The 22363-nt window shown below is 65.5% G+C and carries 20 protein-coding genes and 1 pseudogene; 10 read left to right on the plus strand and 11 right to left on the minus strand.

The window, feature by feature from the left end:
* Window positions 1-4: 4 nt before the first annotated feature.
* From ABIA42_RS04035 to ABIA42_RS04060, 6 genes and pseudogenes are all read right to left on the minus strand, one after another.
* Window positions 5-1140 (minus strand): IS3-like element ISBj3 family transposase gene (locus ABIA42_RS04035; protein ID WP_085973330.1). Its coding sequence is split into 2 segments (ribosomal slippage): window positions 5-882 and window positions 882-1140, totalling 1137 coding nucleotides; the frame shifts between segments, so codons are not numbered across the junction.
* Window positions 1141-1221: 81 nt separating this feature from the next.
* Window positions 1222-2172 (minus strand): annotated as a pseudogene (locus tag ABIA42_RS04040) (alkene reductase); the annotation flags it as partial.
* 180 nt (window positions 2173-2352) lie between these two features.
* Window positions 2353-2856, minus strand: a complete 504-nt coding sequence (locus tag ABIA42_RS04045) for a DUF1993 family protein (RefSeq protein ID WP_370115362.1) — start codon at window positions 2854-2856, stop codon at window positions 2353-2355.
* A 139-nt stretch (window positions 2857-2995) separates the two neighbouring features.
* Window positions 2996-4291, minus strand: coding sequence for a lytic murein transglycosylase (locus ABIA42_RS04050; RefSeq protein WP_370115360.1), 1296 nt, complete (start codon window positions 4289-4291; stop codon window positions 2996-2998).
* Window positions 4292-4411: 120 nt separating this feature from the next.
* The gene (locus tag ABIA42_RS04055; RefSeq protein ID WP_271526957.1) at window positions 4412-6349 is read right to left on the minus strand and encodes a glycosyltransferase; all 1938 of its coding nucleotides are present in this window, start codon (window positions 6347-6349) and stop codon (window positions 4412-4414) included.
* A complete protein-coding gene (locus tag ABIA42_RS04060) occupies window positions 6349-7695 on the minus strand; it encodes an HlyD family efflux transporter periplasmic adaptor subunit (protein ID WP_370115358.1) in 1347 nt (448 codons plus the stop codon). The genes ABIA42_RS04055 and ABIA42_RS04060 overlap by 1 nt, the downstream gene beginning before the upstream one ends.
* A gap of 284 nt (window positions 7696-7979) precedes the next feature.
* Between ABIA42_RS04060 and htpX the strand changes: the two genes are divergently transcribed.
* Together htpX and ABIA42_RS04070 are read left to right on the plus strand one after the other, a co-directional pair.
* Window positions 7980-8939, plus strand: coding sequence for a zinc metalloprotease HtpX (gene htpX, locus ABIA42_RS04065; protein ID WP_271526693.1), 960 nt, complete (start codon window positions 7980-7982; stop codon window positions 8937-8939).
* A gap of 131 nt (window positions 8940-9070) precedes the next feature.
* Window positions 9071-9712, plus strand: coding sequence for a tetratricopeptide repeat protein (locus ABIA42_RS04070; protein ID WP_271526692.1), 642 nt, complete (start codon window positions 9071-9073; stop codon window positions 9710-9712).
* A gap of 184 nt (window positions 9713-9896) precedes the next feature.
* On the opposite strand, the gene ABIA42_RS04075 is transcribed toward ABIA42_RS04070, so the two are convergent.
* Together ABIA42_RS04075 and ABIA42_RS04080 are read right to left on the minus strand one after the other, a co-directional pair.
* Window positions 9897-10247, minus strand: coding sequence for a hypothetical protein (locus ABIA42_RS04075; RefSeq protein ID WP_370115356.1), 351 nt, complete (start codon window positions 10245-10247; stop codon window positions 9897-9899).
* Window positions 10248-10418: 171 nt separating this feature from the next.
* Window positions 10419-11219 (minus strand): hypothetical protein, encoded by an 801-nt coding sequence (locus ABIA42_RS04080; protein ID WP_370115354.1) that lies wholly within the window; start codon window positions 11217-11219, stop codon window positions 10419-10421.
* Window positions 11220-11447: 228 nt separating this feature from the next.
* On the opposite strand from ABIA42_RS04080, the gene ABIA42_RS04085 reads away from it, so the two are divergent.
* Window positions 11448-11741: an antibiotic biosynthesis monooxygenase gene (locus ABIA42_RS04085; protein WP_271526689.1), complete on the plus strand. Its 294-nt coding sequence runs from the start codon at window positions 11448-11450 to the stop codon at window positions 11739-11741.
* 137 nt (window positions 11742-11878) lie between these two features.
* Here ABIA42_RS04085 and ABIA42_RS04090 read toward each other — a convergent pair whose 3' ends face one another.
* On the minus strand, window positions 11879-13324 hold the full coding sequence (locus ABIA42_RS04090; protein ID WP_028180213.1) for a short-chain fatty acyl-CoA regulator family protein: 1446 nt from the start codon (window positions 13322-13324) through the stop codon (window positions 11879-11881).
* A gap of 230 nt (window positions 13325-13554) precedes the next feature.
* On the opposite strand from ABIA42_RS04090, the gene ABIA42_RS04095 reads away from it, so the two are divergent.
* From ABIA42_RS04095 to ABIA42_RS04105, 3 genes are all read left to right on the plus strand, one after another.
* Window positions 13555-15186: an isocitrate lyase gene (locus ABIA42_RS04095; protein WP_271526688.1), complete on the plus strand. Its 1632-nt coding sequence runs from the start codon at window positions 13555-13557 to the stop codon at window positions 15184-15186.
* Window positions 15187-15218: 32 nt separating this feature from the next.
* On the plus strand, window positions 15219-15431 hold the full coding sequence (locus ABIA42_RS04100; protein ID WP_027575539.1) for a hypothetical protein: 213 nt from the start codon (window positions 15219-15221) through the stop codon (window positions 15429-15431).
* Window positions 15432-15622: 191 nt separating this feature from the next.
* Window positions 15623-16177 carry a hypothetical protein gene (locus ABIA42_RS04105; RefSeq protein WP_370115351.1) on the plus strand — a complete coding sequence of 185 codons (555 nt, stop codon included), beginning with the start codon at window positions 15623-15625 and terminating at the stop codon, window positions 16175-16177.
* A gap of 121 nt (window positions 16178-16298) precedes the next feature.
* On the opposite strand, the gene ABIA42_RS04110 is transcribed toward ABIA42_RS04105, so the two are convergent.
* Window positions 16299-17180, minus strand: a complete 882-nt coding sequence (locus ABIA42_RS04110) for a metallophosphoesterase (RefSeq protein WP_271526686.1) — start codon at window positions 17178-17180, stop codon at window positions 16299-16301.
* 92 nt (window positions 17181-17272) lie between these two features.
* On the opposite strand from ABIA42_RS04110, the gene ABIA42_RS04115 reads away from it, so the two are divergent.
* The 4 genes from ABIA42_RS04115 (at window position 17273) to ABIA42_RS04130 (ending at window position 19652) form a co-directional block, all read left to right on the plus strand.
* Complete coding sequence (locus ABIA42_RS04115) at window positions 17273-17764, plus strand: NUDIX domain-containing protein (RefSeq protein WP_370115349.1); 492 nt, start codon at window positions 17273-17275, stop codon at window positions 17762-17764.
* Between the two features lie 148 nt (window positions 17765-17912).
* Complete coding sequence (locus ABIA42_RS04120) at window positions 17913-18068, plus strand: hypothetical protein (protein WP_370115347.1); 156 nt, start codon at window positions 17913-17915, stop codon at window positions 18066-18068.
* The gene (locus ABIA42_RS04125) at window positions 18065-19006 is read left to right on the plus strand and encodes a glycosyltransferase family 2 protein (protein WP_370115345.1); all 942 of its coding nucleotides are present in this window, start codon (window positions 18065-18067) and stop codon (window positions 19004-19006) included. The genes ABIA42_RS04120 and ABIA42_RS04125 overlap by 4 nt, the downstream gene beginning before the upstream one ends.
* Window positions 19007-19136: 130 nt before the next feature.
* Window positions 19137-19652 (plus strand): GNAT family N-acetyltransferase, encoded by a 516-nt coding sequence (locus ABIA42_RS04130; protein ID WP_370115343.1) that lies wholly within the window; start codon window positions 19137-19139, stop codon window positions 19650-19652.
* Between the two features lie 254 nt (window positions 19653-19906).
* On the opposite strand, the gene ABIA42_RS04135 is transcribed toward ABIA42_RS04130, so the two are convergent.
* On the minus strand, window positions 19907-22276 hold the full coding sequence (locus ABIA42_RS04135) for a TonB-dependent receptor (RefSeq protein ID WP_370115341.1): 2370 nt from the start codon (window positions 22274-22276) through the stop codon (window positions 19907-19909).
* Between the last annotated feature and the right edge of the window lie 87 nt (window positions 22277-22363).

The raw sequence follows: 22363 nt of genomic DNA on the forward strand, positions 1-22363 counted from the left end.
AGAGTTAGGCTGCCGCGCGGAACGGCAGCGGGCTGAAGTAAGCTTGATCGGGGGTGCCGCCGTCAAGGCTCGAGTGGGGACGCCGGCCATTGTAAAAGGCGAGGTATCGGCCGATCGAGGCGCGGGCGTCGGACACGGTGTCGTAGGCGCGCAGATAGACCTCTTCGTATTTGATGCTGCGCCACAGACGCTCGACGAACACGTTGTCGCGCCAGGCGCCCCGACCGTCCATGCTGATGGCGATGCCATGACTGGCGAGCATGCCGGTGAACGCGGCGCCCGTGAACTGCGAGCCTTGGTCGGTATTGAAGATGTCCGGCTTGCCATGGCGAGCGAGAGCGTCCTCCAGCGTCTCGACGCAGAATGCGGCTTCCATAGTGATCGAGACGCGCCACGACAGCACCCGGCGGCTGAACCAGTCCAGCACCACCGCGAGATAGACGAAGCCGCGCGCCATCGGGATGTAGGTGATGTCCATCGCCCAGACCTGGTTCGGGCCTGTGATCTCCATCCCGCGCAGCAGATACGGATAGATCTTGTGCCCGGGTTCGGGCTTGGTGGTACGCGGCCGGCGATAGAGCGCCTCTATCCCCATCCGCCGCATCAGCGTTTTGACATGCCGGCGGCCGATCTTGCACCCCTCGGCAGCCAGCAGGTCTCGCAACATTCGCGAACCGGCGAAAGGAAACTCCAGGTGCAGCCGGTCAAGCCGCTGCATGATCGCGAGGTCGGCGGGCGACACCGGACGTGGTAGATAATAGATACTGCCACGGCTGATCTTCAAAACTTCCGCCTGTTTGGTGATCGGCAGGTCGTGCTCACGGTCGATCATCGCTTTGCGCTCAGCAGGCCGGCTTTGCTGAGCGCGCCTTCTAAAAAATCGTTCTCAAGCGTCAGCTCCCCGATCTTGGCGTGCAGCGTTTTCACGTCTACCGCGGACTCGCTCGCTCTGTTGCCACCGCCAGGACCAAACACCTCGGCCGCCGCCTCCTGAAGCTGGGACTTCCACTGCGTGATCTGGTTCGGGTGCACGTCGAAATGCTCAGCCAGCTGGGCCAGCGTCATCTCGCCCTTGATCGCCGCTAACGCCACCTTGGCCTTGAATGCCGGTGCGTGTTGCCGGCGGGCTCGTCTGCTCATCGTCTCTCCTGATTCGCGGGACAATCTTGCCCGCCGTCAGGCAGAAACTCCACTTACCGCCCTGTCCAGATTTCCGGAGCCAGCTCTGAGATCGGCCGCGTTCGCGTCCAGCACCTTGGTCGCCAGCTCGAAATCATAGCCGTTGTTGGCGACGTAGGCGCCGGAGAAGCGCTTGCGCAAGGAGGCATAGTCGAACGGCGCGAAGTCGCGCGGCCCGCCGGTGGCGCCCTCCACGACATGGAGATAGACGAGCTTGAGCGCGTTGAGACCGTCGACGATGTGATCGAACAGCGGCTGCGGGTTGCTGTCCGAGATGTCATTGGCCGGCGTCACCGGCGAGATGCGGATTCCGGTGCGATCGGCACCCGCCTCGGCCGCAACGGCCTTGGAGACTTCAAGCATCAGCCGAGCGCGATTCTCCATGGAGCCGCCATAGGCATCGGTGCGCTTGTTGGCGCCGTCCTTGGCGAACTGGTCGAGCAGGTAGCCGTTGGCGCCGTGGATCTCGACGCCGTCGAAGCCGGCCTCCAGCGCGTTCTTCGCCGCGCGCTTGAAGTCGTCGATAATCCCGGGAATTTCGGAGAGCTCGAGCGCGCGCGGCTCGGAGACGTCGGCGAAGGTGCCGTTGACGAAGGTCTTGCCCTTGGCGCGGATCGCGCTCGGCGCCACCGGGGCGGCGCCATTGGCCTGAAGGTCGACATGCGAGATGCGGCCGACATGCCAGAGCTGGATGAAGATCTTGCCGCCGCGCTCATGCACGCGGTCGGTGACCTTGCGCCAGCCGGCGACCTGGTCCTTGCTGTAGATGCCGGGGGTGTCCTGGTAGCCCTGGCCCTGCTGCGAGATCTGGCTCGCTTCGGTGATCAGGAGCCCTGCGGAGGCGCGCTGGCCGTAGTAATCGGCCGCAAGCGGGCTCGGCACGAACGTGCCGGGCACGGCACGGTTGCGTGTCAGCGGCGCCATCACCAGGCGGTTGGCCAGCGTGATGGGGCCGAGCTTGTAGGTCTCGAACAATTTAGTCGAACGGCTCATGAGAAATGCTTCCAGGCGGTGAGAGGTCCCGAACACTTGTGCATAGCGGCATCAGGCGCAAGGGAAGAGCCATACGGAAAGTGCAGGCGAGCTGCGCGGCAGGGCCGCCGTAGCATAATTCATGTGCAATTCCGGCCGCGACAGCATGATCGCGCCATCGCGGCCGTGCGATCCGGCAGGTCAGTTCGTGCCCATGAAATCGCGCTTGCCGATTTCGACGCCGTTGTGGCGCAGGATGCCGTGGGCGGTCGCGGCGTGGAAATAGAAGTTCGGCAGCGAGAACGAGCTCAGGAACTGCTGGCCTTTCATGGTGATGGATTTGTCGGGACCGGCCGGGAAGGTGACGTCCCTGGCATCGGCGCCTTCGAACTGCTCGGGCTTGAACGACTTGACGTAGTCGATCGTCTTCGCCAGCCGCTGCTTCAATTCCGCGAAGCTGGTCTCGGTGTCGGGCGTCGTGGGCACTTCGCTGTGAGTGAGCCGGGCGCAGCCTTTGGCAGCGAAATCGCTGACGAGCTGGACCTGCCGCGACAACGGCAACATGTCCGGGAACAGGCGTGAGCCGAGCAGGACGCCGGGATCGATCTTTCTCGCCGCGCAATGCGCCTCAGCTTTGGTGAGCAGCCCGGTCACGCTGTTCAGCATTTGCAGATAGGCGGGGACGACGGCGTCGTAGAAGGACATGTGATGCTCGCTTCAATGGTGGGAAATCTCAGGAGAAAACCTGAGCCACTCACATGGGGGCCTCATGGAAAAATACAATCGCCGAGCGCGGCTTGTGCGATGCGAAAATTCTCTCGCGGGGCATGGCAGCGAGTGGAGGCTACCGAACCGTCGCCTGGGGCTGCGCCTGCGCCGTGCCGCCGCGCATTCGCGCCAGCAGCTCCGCCGTCGGCCAGGAATCGGCCGGCAGGCCGTACTTGATCTGTATCGCCTTCACGGCAGTGCGGCTCTGCTGGCCGAGCACGCCGTCGACCTTGCCGACATTGTAGCCGGCGCGCACCAGCAGCTGCTGCAATTCCTTCAGCTCGTGGAACGGCAATTGCGCGACCGGCGCGGAGGGCTTGCGCATCGGCGCGGCGCCGGCGATGCGCGAGGCGAGATAGCCCGCGGTGGTCGAGTAGATCAGCGAGTTGTTCCATTCGGTGTAGGCCGCGAAATTCGGATAGGCGAGGAAGGCCGGACCAAAGCGGCCCATCGGCAGCAGCACGGACGCCGCAAGATTGTCATTCGGCAGCGGCCGTCCGTCGGCATAGGTGATGCCCAGCAGCGCCCATGTCGAGCGCGGCTCGCGCACCGTGAGATCGGTCTTCTCCCACGGCAGGTTGGGTGGCACCTTGATCTCCTCCAGCCACGGCTCGCCGCGCCGCCACTTCAAACCATTGGCGATGTAGTTCGCGGTCGAGCCGATCACGTCGGCTGGCGACCGCAACAGGTCGCGCCGTCCGTCGCCGTCATAGTCGACCGCGTAGTTGACATAATGCACGGGCAGGAATTGCGTCTGCCCGAGCTCGCCGGCCCAGGAGCCGATCATTTCATCGGGATGCAGATCGCCGCGGTCGATGATCTTCAGTGCGGCGATGGTCTCGCCCACGAACATCTCGGAGCGGCGGCAGTCGTAGGCGAGCGACACCAGCGATTTCAGCGTCGGCAGATTGCCCATGTTGGCACCGAAGTCGCTCTCAAGGCCCCAGAATGCGGCAATCACGGCGGGCGGCACGCCGTATTCCTTTTCGGCGCGTGCAAAGGCCGCGGCGTATCGCTTGATATGCTGCTGTCCGTTCTGCATGCGATAGGGCGCGGCCATGCGGCCGGCGAACTCGGTGAAGAGCTGGCCGAACACGCGCTGGCCGCGGTCGCGGTTGACGATGCCCTGGTCGTAGACGAGATACGGTGAAGCCTCCGCGATCGTGCGCTGCGACACGCCGGCAGCCACCGCCTGTTGCTTCACGTCCGCCAGGAAGCGATCGAAGCTCGCACCATTGTGGCACGAGGCCGCGCGCGGCGAGGGCGCCTTGGGCGCTGCGGGCCTGGCGGGAGGTGGAAGCATCTGGGCGGAAGCGGTGGCGGTGCACGCGAGAAGCGTGACGGCCGCGATCAGAAATCGGGTCTGGACCATGGGAGTTCCGGCGGGGAAAGAACAGGCGTGGATTCGCCTGAAGTTTAGGAGAAGTGACGGCCTCAGGCCATCCTTTCTATGCTCGGCCAACGCAGGGAATGCGGGCGATGTCGACTCGGCCTAGCCGAACAGCCGCATCAGCAGCGCTTTCCCGACCGGCAGCGCCCTCACTCCCCGAAAGGCGCGAACATACTCGCCGGCATAGAATGCCCTGATCGCGTGCACGCGCGTGTCCATGCCTTCCTCGAACCGCACGGCGAATCCGTCGGCGGTCCGCCGCACCACGATGGCCGCGATCGGGCGGCCGTAGATGCGGCATTCGATCGTACTGCCCGGCGCCGGCGGATCGGGATCGATCAGGCGCGCGCCCGTGATGGAGATGTCGCCGAGCCGCGCGAGATGCGACCTGCCGTCGTGGCGCAGCAGGACGGTCTCATTGCGGCTGAACCGCTCCGCCTTTCGCTTGCGCGGCTGCTCGATGCAGACGAAGCAGACCACGGTGAGGATGACCGCGTTGTAGAGGCTCCAGGCCAGGGCCAGTCCGCCATAGGCGATGTTCTCGCCGCGCAGGTGCAGGATGAAGGCATAGGCGATGGCTGCGAGCGTGATGACGAGCGCGCCGCCATAGAGCCGCAGCAGCGGCCATTCGACGAATCGCCTGTTGCGGTCGCCGCCTTTCGCGGTGACCTTGAACTTGTGTCCTGTCGGCTTCAACAGGCCGGCGGCCACCGCCTGGAGCACTGCAGGCGCCGCGATGAGCTGCGAGACGTCCGTCATCATCGCGAGCGAGCGGCCGCGCGACAGCCAGGCCATGCTGAGACCATGCCAGACATAGAAAGGCAGAAAGAAGCGCAACAGCTCGGTGAGGTCGGCCTGAACCGCCTTGATGCCGAACAGCAGGAACAACCAGGGCACGACGAGGCCCGCCACCTTCGACGCGTACACCGCCGACCAGCTCATGAAGGCGTCGGTCAGCGAGAGCCGGTCGATAAAAGCCAGCTTCGAGTCCCGCGACAGTGGCCCGCTACGACCGCGCACGATCTGCATCAAGCCGAGGCACCAGCGGGCGCGCTGGGTGATGTATTCCTTCAGCCCCTCCGGCGCGAGCCCGATCGTCAGGCGCTCGTTGAGATAGATCGTGTTGAGGCCGCATTCCTTGAGGCGCAGCGTGACGAGGTAGTCTTCGGTCACCGAATCGGTTGGAAATCCGCCGATCTGCATCAGCCCGGCATAGCGAATCAGGGACGAGGTGCCGCAGCAAAACGCGACGCCCCAGGCGTCCTTGGCCGGCAGCAGGATGTCGAAGAAGAAGCGCTGCTCGTCGGGCCAGACATCGGTCGCGGCAAGGTTGGTCTGGATCGGGTCTGGATTGATGAAGTGCTGCGGCGTCTGCACCACGCCGACCGACTCGTCGTCCATGAGCGAGATGGTACGCGCAAGGAAATCGGGCCGCGGCACGAAGTCCGCATCGAGAATGGCGACGAATTCCGGTCGCTCCGGCAGCGCGCCGACGTGCCTGAGTGCATGGTTGATGTTGCCGGCCTTGGCGTGGAGGTTGTCGTGCCGCGTGAGATAATGGCAGCCGAGCTCGCCCGAAAGGCGCCGCAGCCAGGGCCGCCGTCCGTCGTCCAGTACCCAGACGCGGTAGTGGCCGTAGGCCATCCCGGTCGCGCCGATGATTGTACGCTCGAGGATCGGCCGTTCCTCGTTGTAGGTGCAGATGAAGACGTCGATCAACGGCGCACGCGGATCGGTGGCACGGCCGTCGACCCTCGCTGCGCCGGTGCGGTCGCGCGTCCGGCTCAGGAACAGCAGCGACAACGCGACCGCGACGAGCGAGGCCGCCTCCAGCAGCAGGAATGGGTAGCCGGCCATGGCATCGAGGGTCAGATGCGGCGGCGGGAGCGTCGAGGTGACACGCCAATGGAGATAACGCAGCAGCAGGGCCACCGACACGATGGTCAGGAACGAGCGCGCCATCGTGCTGTCGCGCCTGAGCAGCGGCACGATCGCCATGAAGGCGCCGAGCGCAATCAGGCCGGGCGTCAGCGCCATCATCACGGCGCTGTCTCACGCCGGGCGAATACGACACGGCCGGTGCGTCCCACGGTGCAGGCGCGGGTCGCGGCATCGCGCGATGCCACGGTCACGCGATAGGGCTCCTTGCTCAGCGCATCCGGGTTGATGGCGAGATTGGCGGGTGCACCGGCGGCGCCGGTCAGATTGACCACGGTGCCGAAGATCGGCTCGCCGCCGTCATTCGGCTCGAAGGTCGCGCGATCGCCGAGCTGCAGGCGGTTGTAGACGGCCTCGGTGACGTTGGCGGTAATGACGGCGCCGCTGCAATCGAGCACCTTGAGCAGGGGCTGGCCGGCCTGTACGTCCTCGCCGGGCGAGGTCATCATTTCCCAGACGCGCCCCGCGACGGGTGTCGTGATGTTGGCTTCGGACAGGTCGGCGAAGCGGACCTCCTCGACGATGATTTCGTTGGCAAGCCAGGCGATGTCGGTGTCGGTGCGGGCGAGATCGGCTTCGAGGTCGCCGGCGCGCTGACGCATCTCCTCTTCGCGCTGCACCGAGCTCGGCCGGTCGTTATAGCTGTCGCCGAGGAACGAGCCGTTCTGCGCCGCGGCGAGCTCGACCCTGGCGGCATCCAGGCGCTTGCGCGCGCCGAGCTCGGTCTGCTGTGACACGGAGAGCTCGCGCGTCAGCCGCGACAGCTCGACGGTCGAGACATTGCCGGTTTTGGCCAGCGCCGCGGCGCGTTCGACGGCGGCGCTGGCCTCCTCGCGCCGCGCCGCCGCCGCCTCGATCGAGGTCTGGATCTCGGCGATGCGGGCCTCGAGCTGGAGCACGCGTCCGTCGCGGAATTGCGCGGCCTGTCGCGCCAGGTCCCTTTGCGCGGCCTGCGCCGAGGCAAGCTTGGCGGCTAGACTCGGCCGCTCGTTCTCCAGGCGCGATTTTTGCCGCCGGAGATCGTCGAGCAGGGTGCGATCGCCGCGCGAGTTGACGACGCGCAGGACGACGGTTCCGGCATCCAACTCGGTCTGGTCGGTGACGCGCTGGGCGGCCGCGACGCGCCCGCCGATGGGCGTGCGCAACGTGACGAGGCGGGAATTCAGCACCGCCTCGACGCTCGAATTCTCCCAGATCGCGCGCAGCGGCAGCCAGCCGAACACGGCGACGATGGCGAGCCCGATGGCGATCTTGGCACCGCGCCGCAGATACGACCAGCGACGTCCGGATTCCGGCGCCGTCTGCCCGTCCGGCACGGGGCTGGGCTCGTCATGGGCGAACAGCTGCTCGTGCAGCGCCTCCTGCAAGCCCTTCGCGTCAGTCTTGCTCTCGTTAGGGGAGGGAGTGGATGTGGGGTCGACGGAGGCGGCGCGTGAGCGGTCCATCATGACGGTCACCTTGCTGACGAGATGCCAACGGAACCGGCCAATGCACAAGAACCGTGCGACGTACCCGGCAACCGCGGATTAAGCCAATCCTGCGCTTTCCAGGTTGCTAAGTGCCCACGTGTGTTTTTGCGCAAATAACCGTCAAGGTTTAGCGGGAACCGAAAGGCTGGCCGCATGCCATGGATCTGCGGCCCGGCGACGCACGAACCTTGCGGTCGTCGGCGGCATTCATACCTCGTGGATGCCGGCCGAAGGCTTGCCCGCGGCCGCTCCAGGAGACGGCCATGAACTATTTTCGTACCGCAATGCTGCTCGCAGGCCTGACCGCCCTGTTCATGGGCGTCGGCTATCTCATCGGCGGCGCCTCGGGCGCCATGATCGCGCTCGTCATTGCCGCCGCGACCAATCTCTTCACCTACTGGAACTCCGACCGCATGGTGCTCTCGATGTACGGGGCGCATGAGGTCGACCGTTCGACCGCGCCGGAGCTGGTCGGCCTCGTCGCCGAGCTTGCGGGCCGTGCCGGCCTGCCGATGCCGCGCGTGTTCGTGATGGACGAGCTGCAGCCCAACGCGTTCGCGACCGGCCGCAACCCGGAGAACGCCGCAGTTGCCGTCACCACCGGCCTGATGAACCAGCTCAGCCGCGAGGAGCTCGCCGGCGTGATCGCGCACGAGCTCGCGCACATCAAGCATCACGACACGCTTCTGATGACCATCACTGCGACCATCGCGGGCGCGATCTCCATGCTGGCCCAGTTCGGCATGTTCTTCGGCGGCAATCGCGAGAACAACAATGGTCTGGGCATCGTCGGCTCGATCCTGATGATGATCCTCGCTCCGCTCGGCGCCATGCTGGTGCAGATGGCGATCAGCCGCACCCGCGAATACGCCGCCGACAATCTCGGCGCGCGCATCGTCGGGCAGCCGATGTGGCTGGCCTCGGCGCTGGTGAAGATCGAGGGCGCCGCGCATCAGGTGCCGAACTACGAGGCCGAGCGGAATCCCGCGACCGCGCACATGTTCATCATCAATCCGCTGTCGGGCCACGGCGTGGACAATCTGTTCACTACTCACCCCTCGACCCAGAACCGTGTCGCTGCCCTCCAACAGCTCGCGTCCGAGCTCGGCGGGCAGGCGGCGCCGTCGGTCGGCGCCAACGAGAACTACCCGCCGCGCGGTCCCTGGGGCCGCTCCTCGTGGCGTGGTTCTTCCCGCGGTCCTTCCCGCGGTCCCTGGGGCTAACGGAACCGGTGAGGATTTGCGGCTTTGTGACCTGGCGCACATAGGGTCATCCCGGCCGGTGCTAACACCTCGACGTGACCATTCCTTCGAAAGGGGATGCGTGGCCGGCCCGCTTCCGGCCACCGTCGAAGATGACCAGAGCTGCCGTACTCTTGCTGATCGTTCTTTGCGTGCTCGTCGGCCTGTCCACGCACATGGTCGTCAATTGCGGCGACGAGGACGATCCCGACATCTGCTCGGCCGTGATCGGCTTCTCGCCGCTTCGCGGCTCGCTGATCGCTTTCGCCTATGCGGGGCGCGGGCGGATCGCGCTGCGTCACGGCGACTTCAGGCGGGCGATCGCCGATTTCGACGAGGCCATCCATCTCAATCCCAACCGCGGCTCGCTCTATCGCGACCGGGCGATGGCCCGTCGGCTGAACGGCGATCTCGAGCGTGCCATTGCGGATTATGACGAGGCGATCGCGCATGATCCCAAGCTCGCCGCACCCTATCACCAGCGCGGTCTTGCGCTCGCCGCCATGGGCGATCTCGATCGGGCCATCCTGAGCTACAACACCGCGGTCCGCCTCGACCCCTCCGATGCGCAGGCCCGCCTCGACCGCGGCCTCGCGTTCCTCTCCCGCGGTCAGGCCGACGATGCCCGCGCCGATTTCGAGGCCGCGCTGGCGCTGCCCGCCGGCAAGAACGGCGCCGCGCGAGAGGCAGCGCGCGCCAAGCTCGCCGAGCTCGCCAGCGCCGAGCCGACTGAGGTGTCGGCGCCGAGACGGTAGAATATCCAGAGCTGCGGGCTCTTACCCTCTCCCCTTGTGGGAGAGGGTGGCTCGCCGCGAAGCGGCGAGACGGGTGAGGGGTATCTCTCCGCGAGTGAAAATCTCGCAGTCCAGTTTGCTGAAGCAACCCCTCATCCGGCGCTTCGCGCCACCTTCTCCCACAAGGGGAGAAGGAAGAAAGCGCTTACTTCGCCTTCTTGGCCTTCGCCTTCTTCGTCTTGGCCTTCTTCTCGGGCTTGTCCTTCGCCTTCTTTTCCACCTTCACCGCAATCGGCGCACTGGCGGCCAGGCGCATCGATCGCGCGTAGCTGTCGGCGACGTTGTCGGCGGACATCTGGAGGCGCTTGGCCGCGGCGGTGGCCTGCTCCATGGTGGCCTTGGCCATCATCTTGAAGCGCTCGCCGGTCTCCTTGCCCTTGGCCTTGGCCGCAAGGCCGTTGAAGCGATCCCGCCGCTCCTTGGCGCGGGTCATCAGGCCCGTATGCAGCTGTCTGGCCAGTTGCCGGATCACGACATCCAGGTCTGCGTCCGCCATGTTCTCTCATCCTCTTCGAAAAACGGTATCGATGCGGCGGGACTATGCAGATCGGGCCCCGCCTTGGCAATTCCCGCCAGCGCGTCATCCGCAGCTTCCAGCTTGCGAAGCAAAAAAAGCCGCGCATATTGCGCGGCTTTTTGGCTTGCTTGGGGAGACGCGTTGTCTGCTTTACTTCAGCGAGGCCACCGGGCCGTTCGACGCCGCCGGCTCGGGGTCGAAGCCGAACACGCCGACCAGATACTTGTAATAGTCCGGCATTTTCTCCTTGAGCGCCTCGCGCGACTTCGGGTCGTGGAATTCGCTTTTTCCGGCCAGGAAGATGCTGGCGGTCACCGCAAAGAATTCCATGGGATTCTTCATCGCATAGGCTTCCTTGGGCAACATGTCCTTGGATTTGGCCAGCGTGTAATAGGCGATCACGCCCTTGTTGGCATAGCCGTCAGGCAGCAGCCGTGCGTGATAGGCGTGGAGGAGCTCGTGCAGCAGCACGGCCTCCTTTTCGTAGCGCATCATGTCCGGCCGCAGCATGATCACGCCGAGCCCCGAATCGACCGCGAGGTCGACGGCGTTCGGATTGGTCCAGCGCTGCTTGTCGTGGTCCCACACCGTCAGCGTCCGCGGCACGCGACGCTCGACGTTGGGAGCGACGCGGCCGTAGCAGGCGGTCGCGGCGCCTTCGTCGAGGCAGGCGAGCTCGCTCGCGATGATCGGCACGGTGCGGAAAAAGCGCAGCACGCGCGGCGACAGGCCGGCCGCTTCGACGGCGTCAATCTGCTGCTTCAGATTGTCGGTGAGCTTGTCGACGTCCTTGCGGTCGGAGTTCTCCGACAGGTCGAACATGTAGCCGCGGTAGCCCTGGAAGCCCGGCGGCAGCGACGGCGCTGCGCCGGCATCGAGCGACCCGGCATGAGATGGATTGGTGAAGAGCGCGCCGACGATGGTTGCGGTCAGCAGCAACGCAATGCGCATGATGAAGCCCCCTGATGTCACTTCGCCCGGCAGAATAGGCCGCCGTTGTTTGCGAAACGTGAGTGGGGCGAGACTAAGGCGCCGATGTTGAGGCGTGCTTAATCTCTGGTTGCAGATCGCACAGGCGGATTAGCGCGGGGTTAACCAAGCGTGGATCGGCCGCCTGCATCGGCGTATCATCGGCTCCGGGTCACAGGCCCAAAGTCCAGATAGCCGGAGGAGGATGCCATGTATGCCGCCATCCGTCAGGCCAAGGCGAAAAGCGGGAGTGCGGAAGAGCTGGCGCGCCGCATCAAGGACGGCGCCGTTCCGATCATCAGCGACGTCGATGGCTTTCGCGCCTACTACGTCGTCTATGCCGGCGATGACACCGTCACCGCGATCTCGATCTTCGACAAGTTCGAGCAGGCCGAGGAGGCGAATCGGCGCGCGATCGCCTGGATCGAGAAGGAGCTGGGCCCGCTGCTGGCCGGCGACGCGCGCGCCGTGGCGGGGCCGGTGATCGTGCATACGCTGGCATAGGTCGGAGGCTGTCGCCTCACATTCAACTGTCATCGCCCGCGAAGGCGGGCGATCCAGTACGCCGCGGCGGTCGTTGTGAATCTCGAGGTCTCTGGAATACTGGATGCCCCGCCTGCGCGGGGCATGACAGCTGTTCCTCACAGCTCCCGCGCATTCGAGAACGCAAAGCTCGACACCCGCCGCGTCGTCTCATCCAGGATCAGCGTGCGCGTGATCGGGGGCTCGGCGCGCTGGGCGCAATTTTCGCGCTCGCACAGACGGCAGTTGACGCCGATCGGCGTGCCCTCGGTTTTCTCCAGGTCGATGCCGGCGGCATAGGTCAGGCGTGCGGCGTGACGGATCTCGCAGCCGAGGCCGATGGCGAAGCGCGGCTGCGGCAGCGGGTGCGGCGCGACGGGGCGGCGCACCATCTGCGCGATCGAGAAATAGCGCGTGCCGTCCGGCAGCTCGATCACTTGCTTGAGTAGGCGGTCCGGCGTGTCGAAGGTCGAATGCACGTTCCACAGCGGGCAGGTGCCGCCGAATTTCGAGAACGGGAAGGTGCCGGAGGAGAAGCGCTTCGAGACGTTGCCGGCATTGTCGACGCGCAAAAGGAAGAACGGAATGCCGCGCGCGTTCGGCCGCTGCAGGGTGGTGAGGCGGTGGCAGACCTGCTCGAAGCCGGAATTGAAGCGTTGTGCCAGCACGTGGATGTCGTAGTTGAGCGCCTCGGCTGCGGCAAGGAAGGCCGGATAGGGCATCATCACCGCCGCTGCGAAGTAGTTACCGAGGGTGATGCGGAACAGGCGGCGCGGCGTGTCGTCCAGCGGGCCGGCGCGGCCGATGATGGTCTCCAGGGCTTGCGCGCATTCGCCGAGGCCGAGCTGAAAGGCGAGCTGGAACGCGCGGCCGGGCGGGTCGACCAGCTCCGAGATCAGGAGCTGGCGGCGATGCCGGTCGAAGCGCCGCAGCGTCTCGCGCATCACGTCGACCGGCATGATGCGGGTCTGGATCGAATGCTTCTCGCGCAATCGCGCGGCGAGTGCCGCATACAGCCCTTCGGCCGGAACGTTCAGCTCATCGCGCAGAGTCTCTGCGGCCTGCTCGAGCTCCGGGAAATAGTTGCGGTTGGCCTCGATCAGCTCGCGCACGCGCTCGACCGGATTGGCCTCATAGCGCGTGCCGACGTCGCGGTCGGCCATCTGCGCGGCGGCCAGCGTCTCGCCTTGGCGCGCCTCGGTATAGGCGGCGTAGAGCCGTTGCAGCGCGTGGGTGACGCCGGGGCAGAGCTCGGCGAGGTCGCGCAGCTCCTGCTTGGGCACGTCGATCTGGCGGAACAGGGGATCGGAGAAGATCTCGTTGAGCTCGGCGAAGAAGCGGTCCTCGTCGGCGGTGGCGAGGTCGCGCAGGTCGAGGTCATAGGTCTCGGCAAGACGCAGCAGGATTTGCGCGGTCACCGGGCGCTGGTTGCGCTCGATCAGGTTGACATAGCTCGGCGAGATCCCGAGGCCCTCGGCGATCTGGGTCTGCGACAGCCCCAATTGCTGCCGGATTCTCCGGAAGCGCGGGCCGACGAAGAGTTTCTTGCCGGAAACGGCGGGCATGTCTCGGATCTCCAGACTCATCAGGGTCAGGTTTACTGACCCATTTATTTACAAGATTTACAAAATAACATCTAATACATGTTCTGATGTTACATGACATCACCAATCAGAAACAAGCCCTCTATCCGAATTTTCCGTTTTCGCGTTTAGCTCCTGACACGCATCTCGCAATGCACTGTCAAGAATGTCGATGGCAGCCATTCGCCATCGTCAGCGAAAGGATCAGGTCCATGAACTACCAGCCCCGCGGCATCAGCCCCCTCCTGCGTCCGGCCTCGTATCAGAGCGAGGTCGAGGCAGCCCAGGCGCTCCTTGCGACCCAGCCGACATGGAACGGGGTGACGGCCGAGGCCGTCGCGCGCATGCGCCTGCAGAACCGCTTCAAGACCGGTCTCGACGTCGCCCGTTACACCGCGGCCTTGATGCGCGCGGACATGGCCGCCTATGACGGCGACCCCACCAAGTACACCCAGTCGCTCGGCTGCTGGCACGGCTTCATCGCCCAGCAGAAGCTGATCTCGGTCAAGAAGCACTTCGGCAAGACCGATCGCACCTACCTCTATCTCTCGGGCTGGATGATCGCCGCGCTGCGCTCCGAGTTCGGTCCGCTGCCCGACCAGTCGATGCACGAGAAGACCTCGGTGCCGGCGCTGATCGAAGAGCTCTACACCTTCCTGCGCCAGGCGGATTCGCGCGAGCTGAACGACATCTTCCGCGCCCTCGACAAGGCGCGCAAGGAAGGCGACAAGACCAGGGAGAAGGAGCTGATCGAGAAGATCGACAACTTCCAGACCCATGTCGTGCCCGTCATCGCAGACATCGACGCCGGCTTCGGCAATGCCGAGGCGACCTATCTGCTCGCCAAGAAGATGATCGAAGCGGGCGCCTGCGCGCTGCAGATCGAGAACCAGGTCTCGGACGAGAAGCAATGCGGTCACCAGGACGGCAAGGTCACCGTGCCGCATGAGGTCTTCCTGGCGAAGATCCGTGCCTGCCGCCACGCCTTCCTCGAGCTCGGCGTCGAAGACGGCGTCATCGTGACCCGCACCGACTCGCTCGGTGCCGGCCTGACGCAGCAGATCGCCGTCAGCCACAAGCCCGGCGACATCGGCGACCAGTACAACAGCTTCCTGGATTGCGAGGAAGTCACGGCGGAGAACGCCAGGAACGGCGACGTCATCATCAACCGCAACGGCAAGATGATGCGTCCGAAGCGGCTGCCCTCCAACCTCTACCAGTTCCGCCCGGGTACCGGCGAAGACCGCTGCGTGCTGGACTGCATCACCTCGCTGCAGAACGGCGCCGACCTGCTCTGGATCGAGACGGAGAAGCCGCATATCGAGCAGATCGCGAAGATGGTCGACCGCATCCGCAAGGTGGTTCCGAACGCGAAGCTGGCCTACAACAACTCGCCCTCGTTCAACTGGACGCTCAACTTCCGCTGGCAGGTCTTCGACGCCTGGAAGGAGGCCGGCAAGGACGTCAGCAAGTACAACCGCGCCGAGCTGATGAAGGCGGAGTACGACGACACGCCGCTGGCAAAGGAAGCCGACGAGCGCATCCGCACCTTCCAGGCGGATTCGGCCAAGCGCGCCGGCATCTTCCACCACCTGATCACGTTGCCGACCTATCACACGGCAGCGCTCTCGACCGACAATCTGGCCAGGGAGTATTTCGGCGAGCAGGGCATGCTCGGCTACGTCAAGAACGTCCAGCGCGCCGAGATCCGTCAGGGCATCGCCTGCGTGAAGCATCAGAACATGGCCGGCTCCGACATCGGCGACGACCACAAGGAGTACTTCGCCGGCGAGGCGGCCCTGAAGGCGGGCGGCGCCCACAACACGATGAACCAGTTCGGCTAACGAACCACGCTACTCTCGATAGGAGACTGACAATGACCAAAGGCAGCAATTTCTGGGTGATCGGCGGCGAGTTCGGTTCGATGAACTTCCACAAGCTCGTGGAAGGCTCGGCCCAGGTCAAAGGTCCGTTCAAGTCCCGCAAGGAAGCCGAGGACTGCTGGCGCGAGGTGTCGGAAGAGAGCCGCCACAAGGCCGGCGTCCGCTTCTCGATCGTGGAAGAGCCGCAGCGCGCTCCGGCAGCCTGATCGGCTGCCGACCTGAACCAAGAAGACGTCCAAGGACGGACGGTCCCATCCAGGCCCTGCCTGGGTGGGATCGTCTGCTTTTGGTACAGGCGAAACGGCTGTGGGCTCTGTAAGTATCTGGAATTGTAGACCTTTGCGGAGGGGGTGGTTGCTGATAGGTTAATGCCGGAAAGTCGAGGACGAGGCCGACAATGTCAGAGCCCGAGACCAGCGGGATCCATCCCGGCCAGCCGCGCCCGGTGCGGCTGCGCGATGCACTGCTGCGCGCACGGATCGAGGCCGCCGACCGGACCGGCGTCGTGGTCGATCTCAGGGACGCCGAGGTGGCGCGGCTCGAGATCCTCAACGACGCGCTCGATCCCCTGTTCGCGCAGGTGCCTGATCAGGTCGACCTGTTCGACCGCGGCATCAGCCAGGGCGATACGCCGAGACTCTGGATCGACGTCGTCGCCCACATCGTGATGGGGCGCGACAAGCGGATGTACCGCTTCGTCCAGGACACCCGTTTCGGCCGCATCGTCCTCGCCGAGTCGCACGACACCGCTGTGATCGTCGAGGCCGTCACCGACTATGTCGCGCGCCGCATGGTCGAGCGCGAGCGCGCGATGGTGGTCCCGCCCGAACCGCAAGCACCAGCCACCGAGCCGCCACGCCGCTCGCGCGTCTGGCCGTTCGTGTTCGGGTTTGTGCTCGGCGCTGCGGCGTTGTTCGGGGTTGCGGTGCTGGCCGCCTTGCGGAGCTGGTGAGACTCTCTCCCTCGTCATTCCGGGGCGCGCGAAGCGCGAGCCCGGAATCCATTCATCACCACGGGCTGCGGCCTGATGGATTCCGGGTTCATGCTTCGCATGCCCCGGAATGACAAGGGGTCTAAATCAACCTCGCATGCTTGATCTGCCCGATCTGAAATCCAGCCCCCAGGCTCCGCACCGTCTGCTCGCAGCGCCAGCCGGCATTGTCCTTCTCGATCGTCAGCAGATTGTACGCCGCCGCCGGGTAGCGTCCGTGCGCGAGCGCGGAGGCCGAGGGAACGCCGAGCGCGGGAATGTTTCCGTTGGGACCTTCGACCCATATCGTCGAATGAACGTGGTCGTGCCCGTGCAGGATCAGCTCGACGCCGTGGCGCTTGAGCAGCGCCAGCAGGGCGGGCGCGTCCGTCATCCGCTTCTGGCGGGAATCGGATTTCAGCGGATGATGCACCAGCAGCACGCGGAAGACGTCCTCCGCCGCGAGCCGTTCGAGCACCTGTTCGAGCGACGCGAGCTGATCGGGCCCGAGCGTGCCCGTCGCCATCAGCGGCAGGGTCGGTACCGCCGTGGACAGGCTGATCAGCGCGAGCGGTCCGCGTCGGCGCACGGACGGAAAACCGATGCGGCCGTCGTCGCCGGCAAGATAGGGCGCAAACGTCTCGCCGAAACGATGAAAGGTGGCACGGACATAGGCGTCATGGTTGCCGGGAATCGCGGTCACGCGCTCAGGCGGGCCGACGCTTTCGAGCCAGGCGAGGGCCGGCGCGAATTCCGCCTCCAGCGCGAGGTTGACGAGATCGCCCGTCACCGCGACGTGGTCGGGCGCCTGCGCCCTCATATCGGCGACGAGTGCGTCGAGAACCTCGCGGCGCTGATATTTGTGGCGGTTGCGCGTCCAGTTGACATAGCCGAGCGCGCGCTTGCCCGCGAGCTCGATCAGCCGCGGCTTCGGCAAAGGCGGCAGATGCGGGTCGGACAGATGGGCGAGCGTGAAGGGAGCCATGGGGCGCGATTGCCTCGCTATTGCTCTACCGTAATGGCAAGGTCGCGCCCGACGCGCAAGCAGGGCCTGAAACGGGGCGGCAGGGAAGTCTGATGGGAGAAAGTCTGAATCGTGTCCGACGGAAAGCCGAGCCGCTGCTGCGGCGGCTCTTCCACGCGTATTTCCTGCTCGTCCGCGGCATGACGCTCGGCGTCCGCGCCGTGGTGCTGGATGCCGAGGATCGGGTCTTCCTGGTCAGGCACAGCTACGTCAGCGGCTGGTATCTGCCTGGCGGCGGCGTCGACCACGGCGAGACCATGGAGCAGGCGATGCGGCGCGAGCTCAAGGAGGAGGGCGACATCGATCTCACCGGTGACGCCGTGCTGCACGGCATCTTCCTCAACAGCCACGTCTCCCGCCGCGACCACGTCGCGGTCTACGTCGTCAGGCAGTTCAGGCAGGATCGCCTGCCCGCGCCCAACCGCGAGATCGTCGAATGCGGGTTCTTCGCGATTGCGGCGCTGCCCGAGGGCACCACGCCCGGCACGCGGCTGCGGATCGCGGAAGTGCTCGACGAACGGCCCTTGATTGCGACGTGGCGCTGAGGGGGCCCTGTGCTAAAGCATGATCCGGAAAAGTGCGCAGCGGTTCTCCGAAAAGATCATGCTCAAACAACAACCTGAAGCGCGATGACGATTCGTTCTAATCGCATCGCGCTTTAGTAACCGGCTCGACGCATACCACGGAAACCTAATGAACATTGCCAAGCCCGCTTTCGGCCTGATCTGTCTTGCGATCCTCGCCAGCAACATCGTCACGATGGCGCGCTGGAGCGAGGCGCGCACGCTGCCCCTGCAGGCTGCGCCGCTCGGGCGCGAGCCGACAAGCCTCGGAGGGCCGTCGCGATGACCTCAACGCAACTTCGCATCGCCGTGCTGGTGCCCTGCTACAACGAGGAGGCGGCGGTCGCGACCGTCGTTGCCGATTTCCGCAAGGCGCTGCCCTCGGCGGAAATCTACGTCTACGACAACAATTCGCGCGACCGTACCGCCGCGGTCGCGCGCGAGGCTGGCGCGATCGTGCGCAGCGAGCGCCGGCAGGGCAAGGGCCACGTCGTGCGCCGCATGTTCGCCGACGTCGAGGCTGACGTCTATGTGCTGGTCGACGGCGATGCCACCTATGATGCGCCGAGCGCTCCGGGCATGATCGACAGGCTGCTCGACGATCATCTCGACATGGTGGTCGGCCTTCGCGTCGATCAGGTCCAGGCCGCCTACCGGCTCGGGCACCGCACCGGCAACCGCATGCTGACCGGCTTCCTGTCGTCAACCTTCGGTCATGCCTTCAAGGACATCCTGTCCGGCTACCGGGTGTTCTCGCGCCGCTTCGTCAAATCCTTCCCCGTCCTCTCCGACGGCTTCGAGATCGAGACCGAGCTCGCGGTCTATGCGCTGGAATTGTCGCTGCCGGTCGCCGAGGTCGAGACGCCCTATTACGCGCGCCCTGAAGGCTCGCTCTCGAAGCTCAACACCTGGCGCGACGGCTTCCGCATCCTCGGCACCATGCTGAAGCTCTACCGTTCGGAGCGGCCGTTGCGCTTCTTCACGGTGATCGGAATCCTGCTGGCGCTGGTCTCGATCATCCTCGCGATCCCGATTGTGATCACCTTCTTCGAGACCGGGCTCGTGCCGCGGCTGCCCACCGCCGTGCTGTCGATGGGCCTGATGATCATGGCCCTGCTGTCGGCGTCGTCGGGGCTCGTGCTCGACACGGTCACGCGAGGGCGGCGGGAAATGAAGATGCTGGCCTACCTGTCCCAGCCGTCGTTGAAACGGGACGCAGGTTGAGCCCAAAGCAGGACCGGTGTCGGTGCGGACCAGGCATGCGGTTCACGTGTCCCCGCTGGGGAGAGGTGAAGCCCGGCACTGACACCGCCCATGGACCTTCACAAGCGCAAGTGCTACTCCGCGAATTGACATGAACGATCTCTCAGTGACCATCCTTCCCGAGGCCGCCGGCGACGCTCAGGCGATCGAGCGGCTGCACGAACGTACCTTCGGGCCCGGCCGCTTCGTGCTGAGCGCCTACCGGATTCGCGAGCACGTCGACCATCTGCTCGAACTGTCCTTCACCGCCCGCATCGGCACGCTGCTGGTCGGCTCGGTCAGGCAATTGCCGATCCTGATCGGCGACACGCCCGCGCTGCTGCTCGGGCCGCTCACCGTCGAGCCGCCGTTCCGCGGTCGCGGTGTCGGCCGTCTGTTGATGGAGCGTGCGCTGGAGGACGCGAAGGCGAAGGGCCATCGCCTCGTGCTGCTGGTCGGTGACGAGTCCTATTACAGCCGTGTCGGCTTCAAGCCTGTCCCCAAGGGCCGCGTCACGATGCCGGGCCCTGTCGACGCCGCTCGCATCCTGGTGTTCGAGCTCGTCGACGGCGCCTTCGAGGGCGTGTCGGGTCCGATCGGCCCCGACTGGAGCAAGGCGCGGGGGTAGGAGTGGCCCGTAGCCCGGATGAGCGAAGCGACATCCGGGAAACCTGTCGCCGCAGATGCACTGCCCCGGATCTCGCTTCGCTCAGCCGGTCTACGACGCTGTGTATTGGGAGTACGACAGCGGCTCCTCATGCTCCTCATTGCGAGCGCAGCGAAGCAATCCAGACTGCCACCGCGGAAAGATTCTGGATTGCGTCGCTGCGCTCGCAATGACCGTGTGTGCCGGGGCCCTTTGGGCCCCGACACAAGCGACGCTCAGAACTTGAAGTTCGCGAACGCCCGCACGCCGATGCCGGGCAGCAGCACCTCGTCCTTGGTGTAGGACACCGAGTTGCGGATGTTTTCGTTGAGCAGGTTGTTGCCGACGAGGCCGACCAACATCTCGCGCGCGCCGAACGGATTCGGCCTGAGCTTGGTCTTGTAGCTGACCTCGGCCTTCAACAGATTGTAGCCCGCCGTCGGCGTTTCCGCGATCGCGGCCACGTCGTTCTGCGCGAAGGCATGCAACAGGTTGATCCGCATCAGCCAGTTGTCATCGCGCCAGAATACACCGCCGCCCACGCGCATGGGCGGAATCCGTGGCACGTTGGTGCCGTCGCTGAAGGTGGCGCGGACGAAGTCGAACTGGTTCTCGATGCCCCAGATGCCGCCCTGGAAGGCGCCGACGTCGAGCTGCGACTGGAATTCGCCGCCGCGGAAGTTCGCGTTCCGCTGCGAGTAGACCGCCTGATTCAGTTCGCCATCGGGCGCACCGCAGGAGGCGAAGTCGTCGTCGCACATGACCCCGGTGAGGCGGCGGTAGATGAAATTGTCGAAATGCGTGTAGTAGACGGTCGCCTCGAAGCGGAACGGTCCGGTCGCCTTGCGTACCCCGAGCTCGACCGATTTTGCGGTCTCGATGGTGAGGTTCGGGTTGCCGATGTCGAAGGTCGCGGTCGCGTCGTGACCGCCGCGGGAAAACAGCTCGGCCGCCTTCGGCGCGCGCTCGACATATTGCGCGGTGATGCTGCCGACCATGCCGCCCGGCAGGTCCTGCAACAGGCCGATGCTGCCGCTCTTCGGCGTGAAGGACGGATTGCGCGCGATCGGCGCCTGCGGCGTGCCGTCGGGCAGGTAATCGGCGGGAAAGTCCGGCGTGGTGCCGTGCAGCTCGACATGCTCGATGCGCCCGGCGATCTGCGCCCGCGTGGTCTCCGTGAACTTGAACTCGTTGAAGGCGTAACCGGCAACGCGCGTGCTGTTGTTCGGGTCCCACAGGCCGTTGAACAGCGTGCCGGGATTGTCCGGGCTCGGCGCGCTCAATTCCTGATGGCCGACCTGGAAGCCCAGCGCGGTCGTCACCTCGGCGAAGCGGGCGTTGAACGGCATCAGCTGCACCTCGGTGCGGATCTCCTGCTCCTTGTTGGTGAAGGTCTGCCTGATGCCGTCGGTGTTGAGGTCGGCGGGATCGGCAAGGCCGATCTCGTTGTGCCGGTAGTCGGTCGCGCCGGCCCAGAAGCGGATCGTGTCGATCGCGGCCGCGTCGGGGCGGTACTCGCCTTTGACGTTGATCTTGGTCTGGTGCGCGTCGATCCGCGTGTTGTGGTCGGCGCCGTCGATGCCGGGGATATGGTAGAGCGAGTCGTTCTGCGTGATCGACGCGCCGATATAGCCGCCCTGGAAGAAGTAGGAGCCGCCGATCGAGGCGCCGTCCGAGCGCGTCGCCGAGTTGGGCTGGCGGCCGTTCACGGGACGCGACTGGTCGGTCAGATAGGGATAACTCGGGATGTAATAGTCCGAGGTGGTGCGGCCATAGGCGTCGGCGTGAAAGGCAAAATTGCCGCCGCCGGTATCGAGCAGCACGCCGCTCTCGACGCCGCGATCGACCGAGCTGAACGCGGTGCGTGTCTCGGCGGTGACGCAGGGCGAGGTCGCGGCGCTCGCGAGCGGCGCCTTGGTCGGCAGGCCGTAGCTCTGGAACGACGGCGCGCAGGAGGGCATCGCATCCGGAATCCGGTTGTTGGTGGCGCTGACCACGCCGCCGATCGAGGTCGAGCCGTAGCGCAGCGCCGCTGGCCCGCGCACCACCTCGACCTGGTTGGTCGCGAGCGGATCGATCGGGACGAAATGATCTTCGCCGAGGTCGGAGGCGCCGCCGGCATTGGTGCCGTTCTCGAGGATGCCGACGCGGTTGACGTCGAGACCCCTGATGATGGGCCGGCTGGAGGCGCCGGGCGCGAAGCTCGATCCGGTGATGCCGGGCTTGGAGAACAGGAGATCGCCGAGCTGGCCGCCGCCCTCGCGGCGGATCTCCTCGTTCGGAACCACCGTCACCGTCGCGAACTGATTGGTCACGATAGGCAGCACGCCCTGCTGGGGCGCTACGGGCGCTTGGGCTGCAGGCGTTGCTTCAGCCGTCTGCTCGCGGCTGCGCACCCGTGCGGTCCGCGCGCCGCGCCCAGGGTTGCGGGACGGCACCACCGCTCTGCGCACGATCGGGCTCGGCGCCGTTACGGTGACGGCAGGGATCTCCGTCGACGATTTGTCCTGCGCCGAGTCTTGAGCGAACGCAGATGTGGCGGCAGCGCCGAGCAGGAGCAAGCTTGCTCCGCCAAGACGTTGCGCGCGTCGCGATTTGAATGACATTGTCCTGATTCCAGTCAGGCGCCGTCCGGATGATGGTCTGCTGATCGGAGGCGGCCTGCCGTCGCGGTGCGACGGAATTCGACTTCA

The organism is Bradyrhizobium sp. USDA 327, assembly GCF_041262065.1.
In the GTDB taxonomy this organism is placed as follows: domain Bacteria; phylum Pseudomonadota; class Alphaproteobacteria; order Rhizobiales; family Xanthobacteraceae; genus Bradyrhizobium; species Bradyrhizobium liaoningense.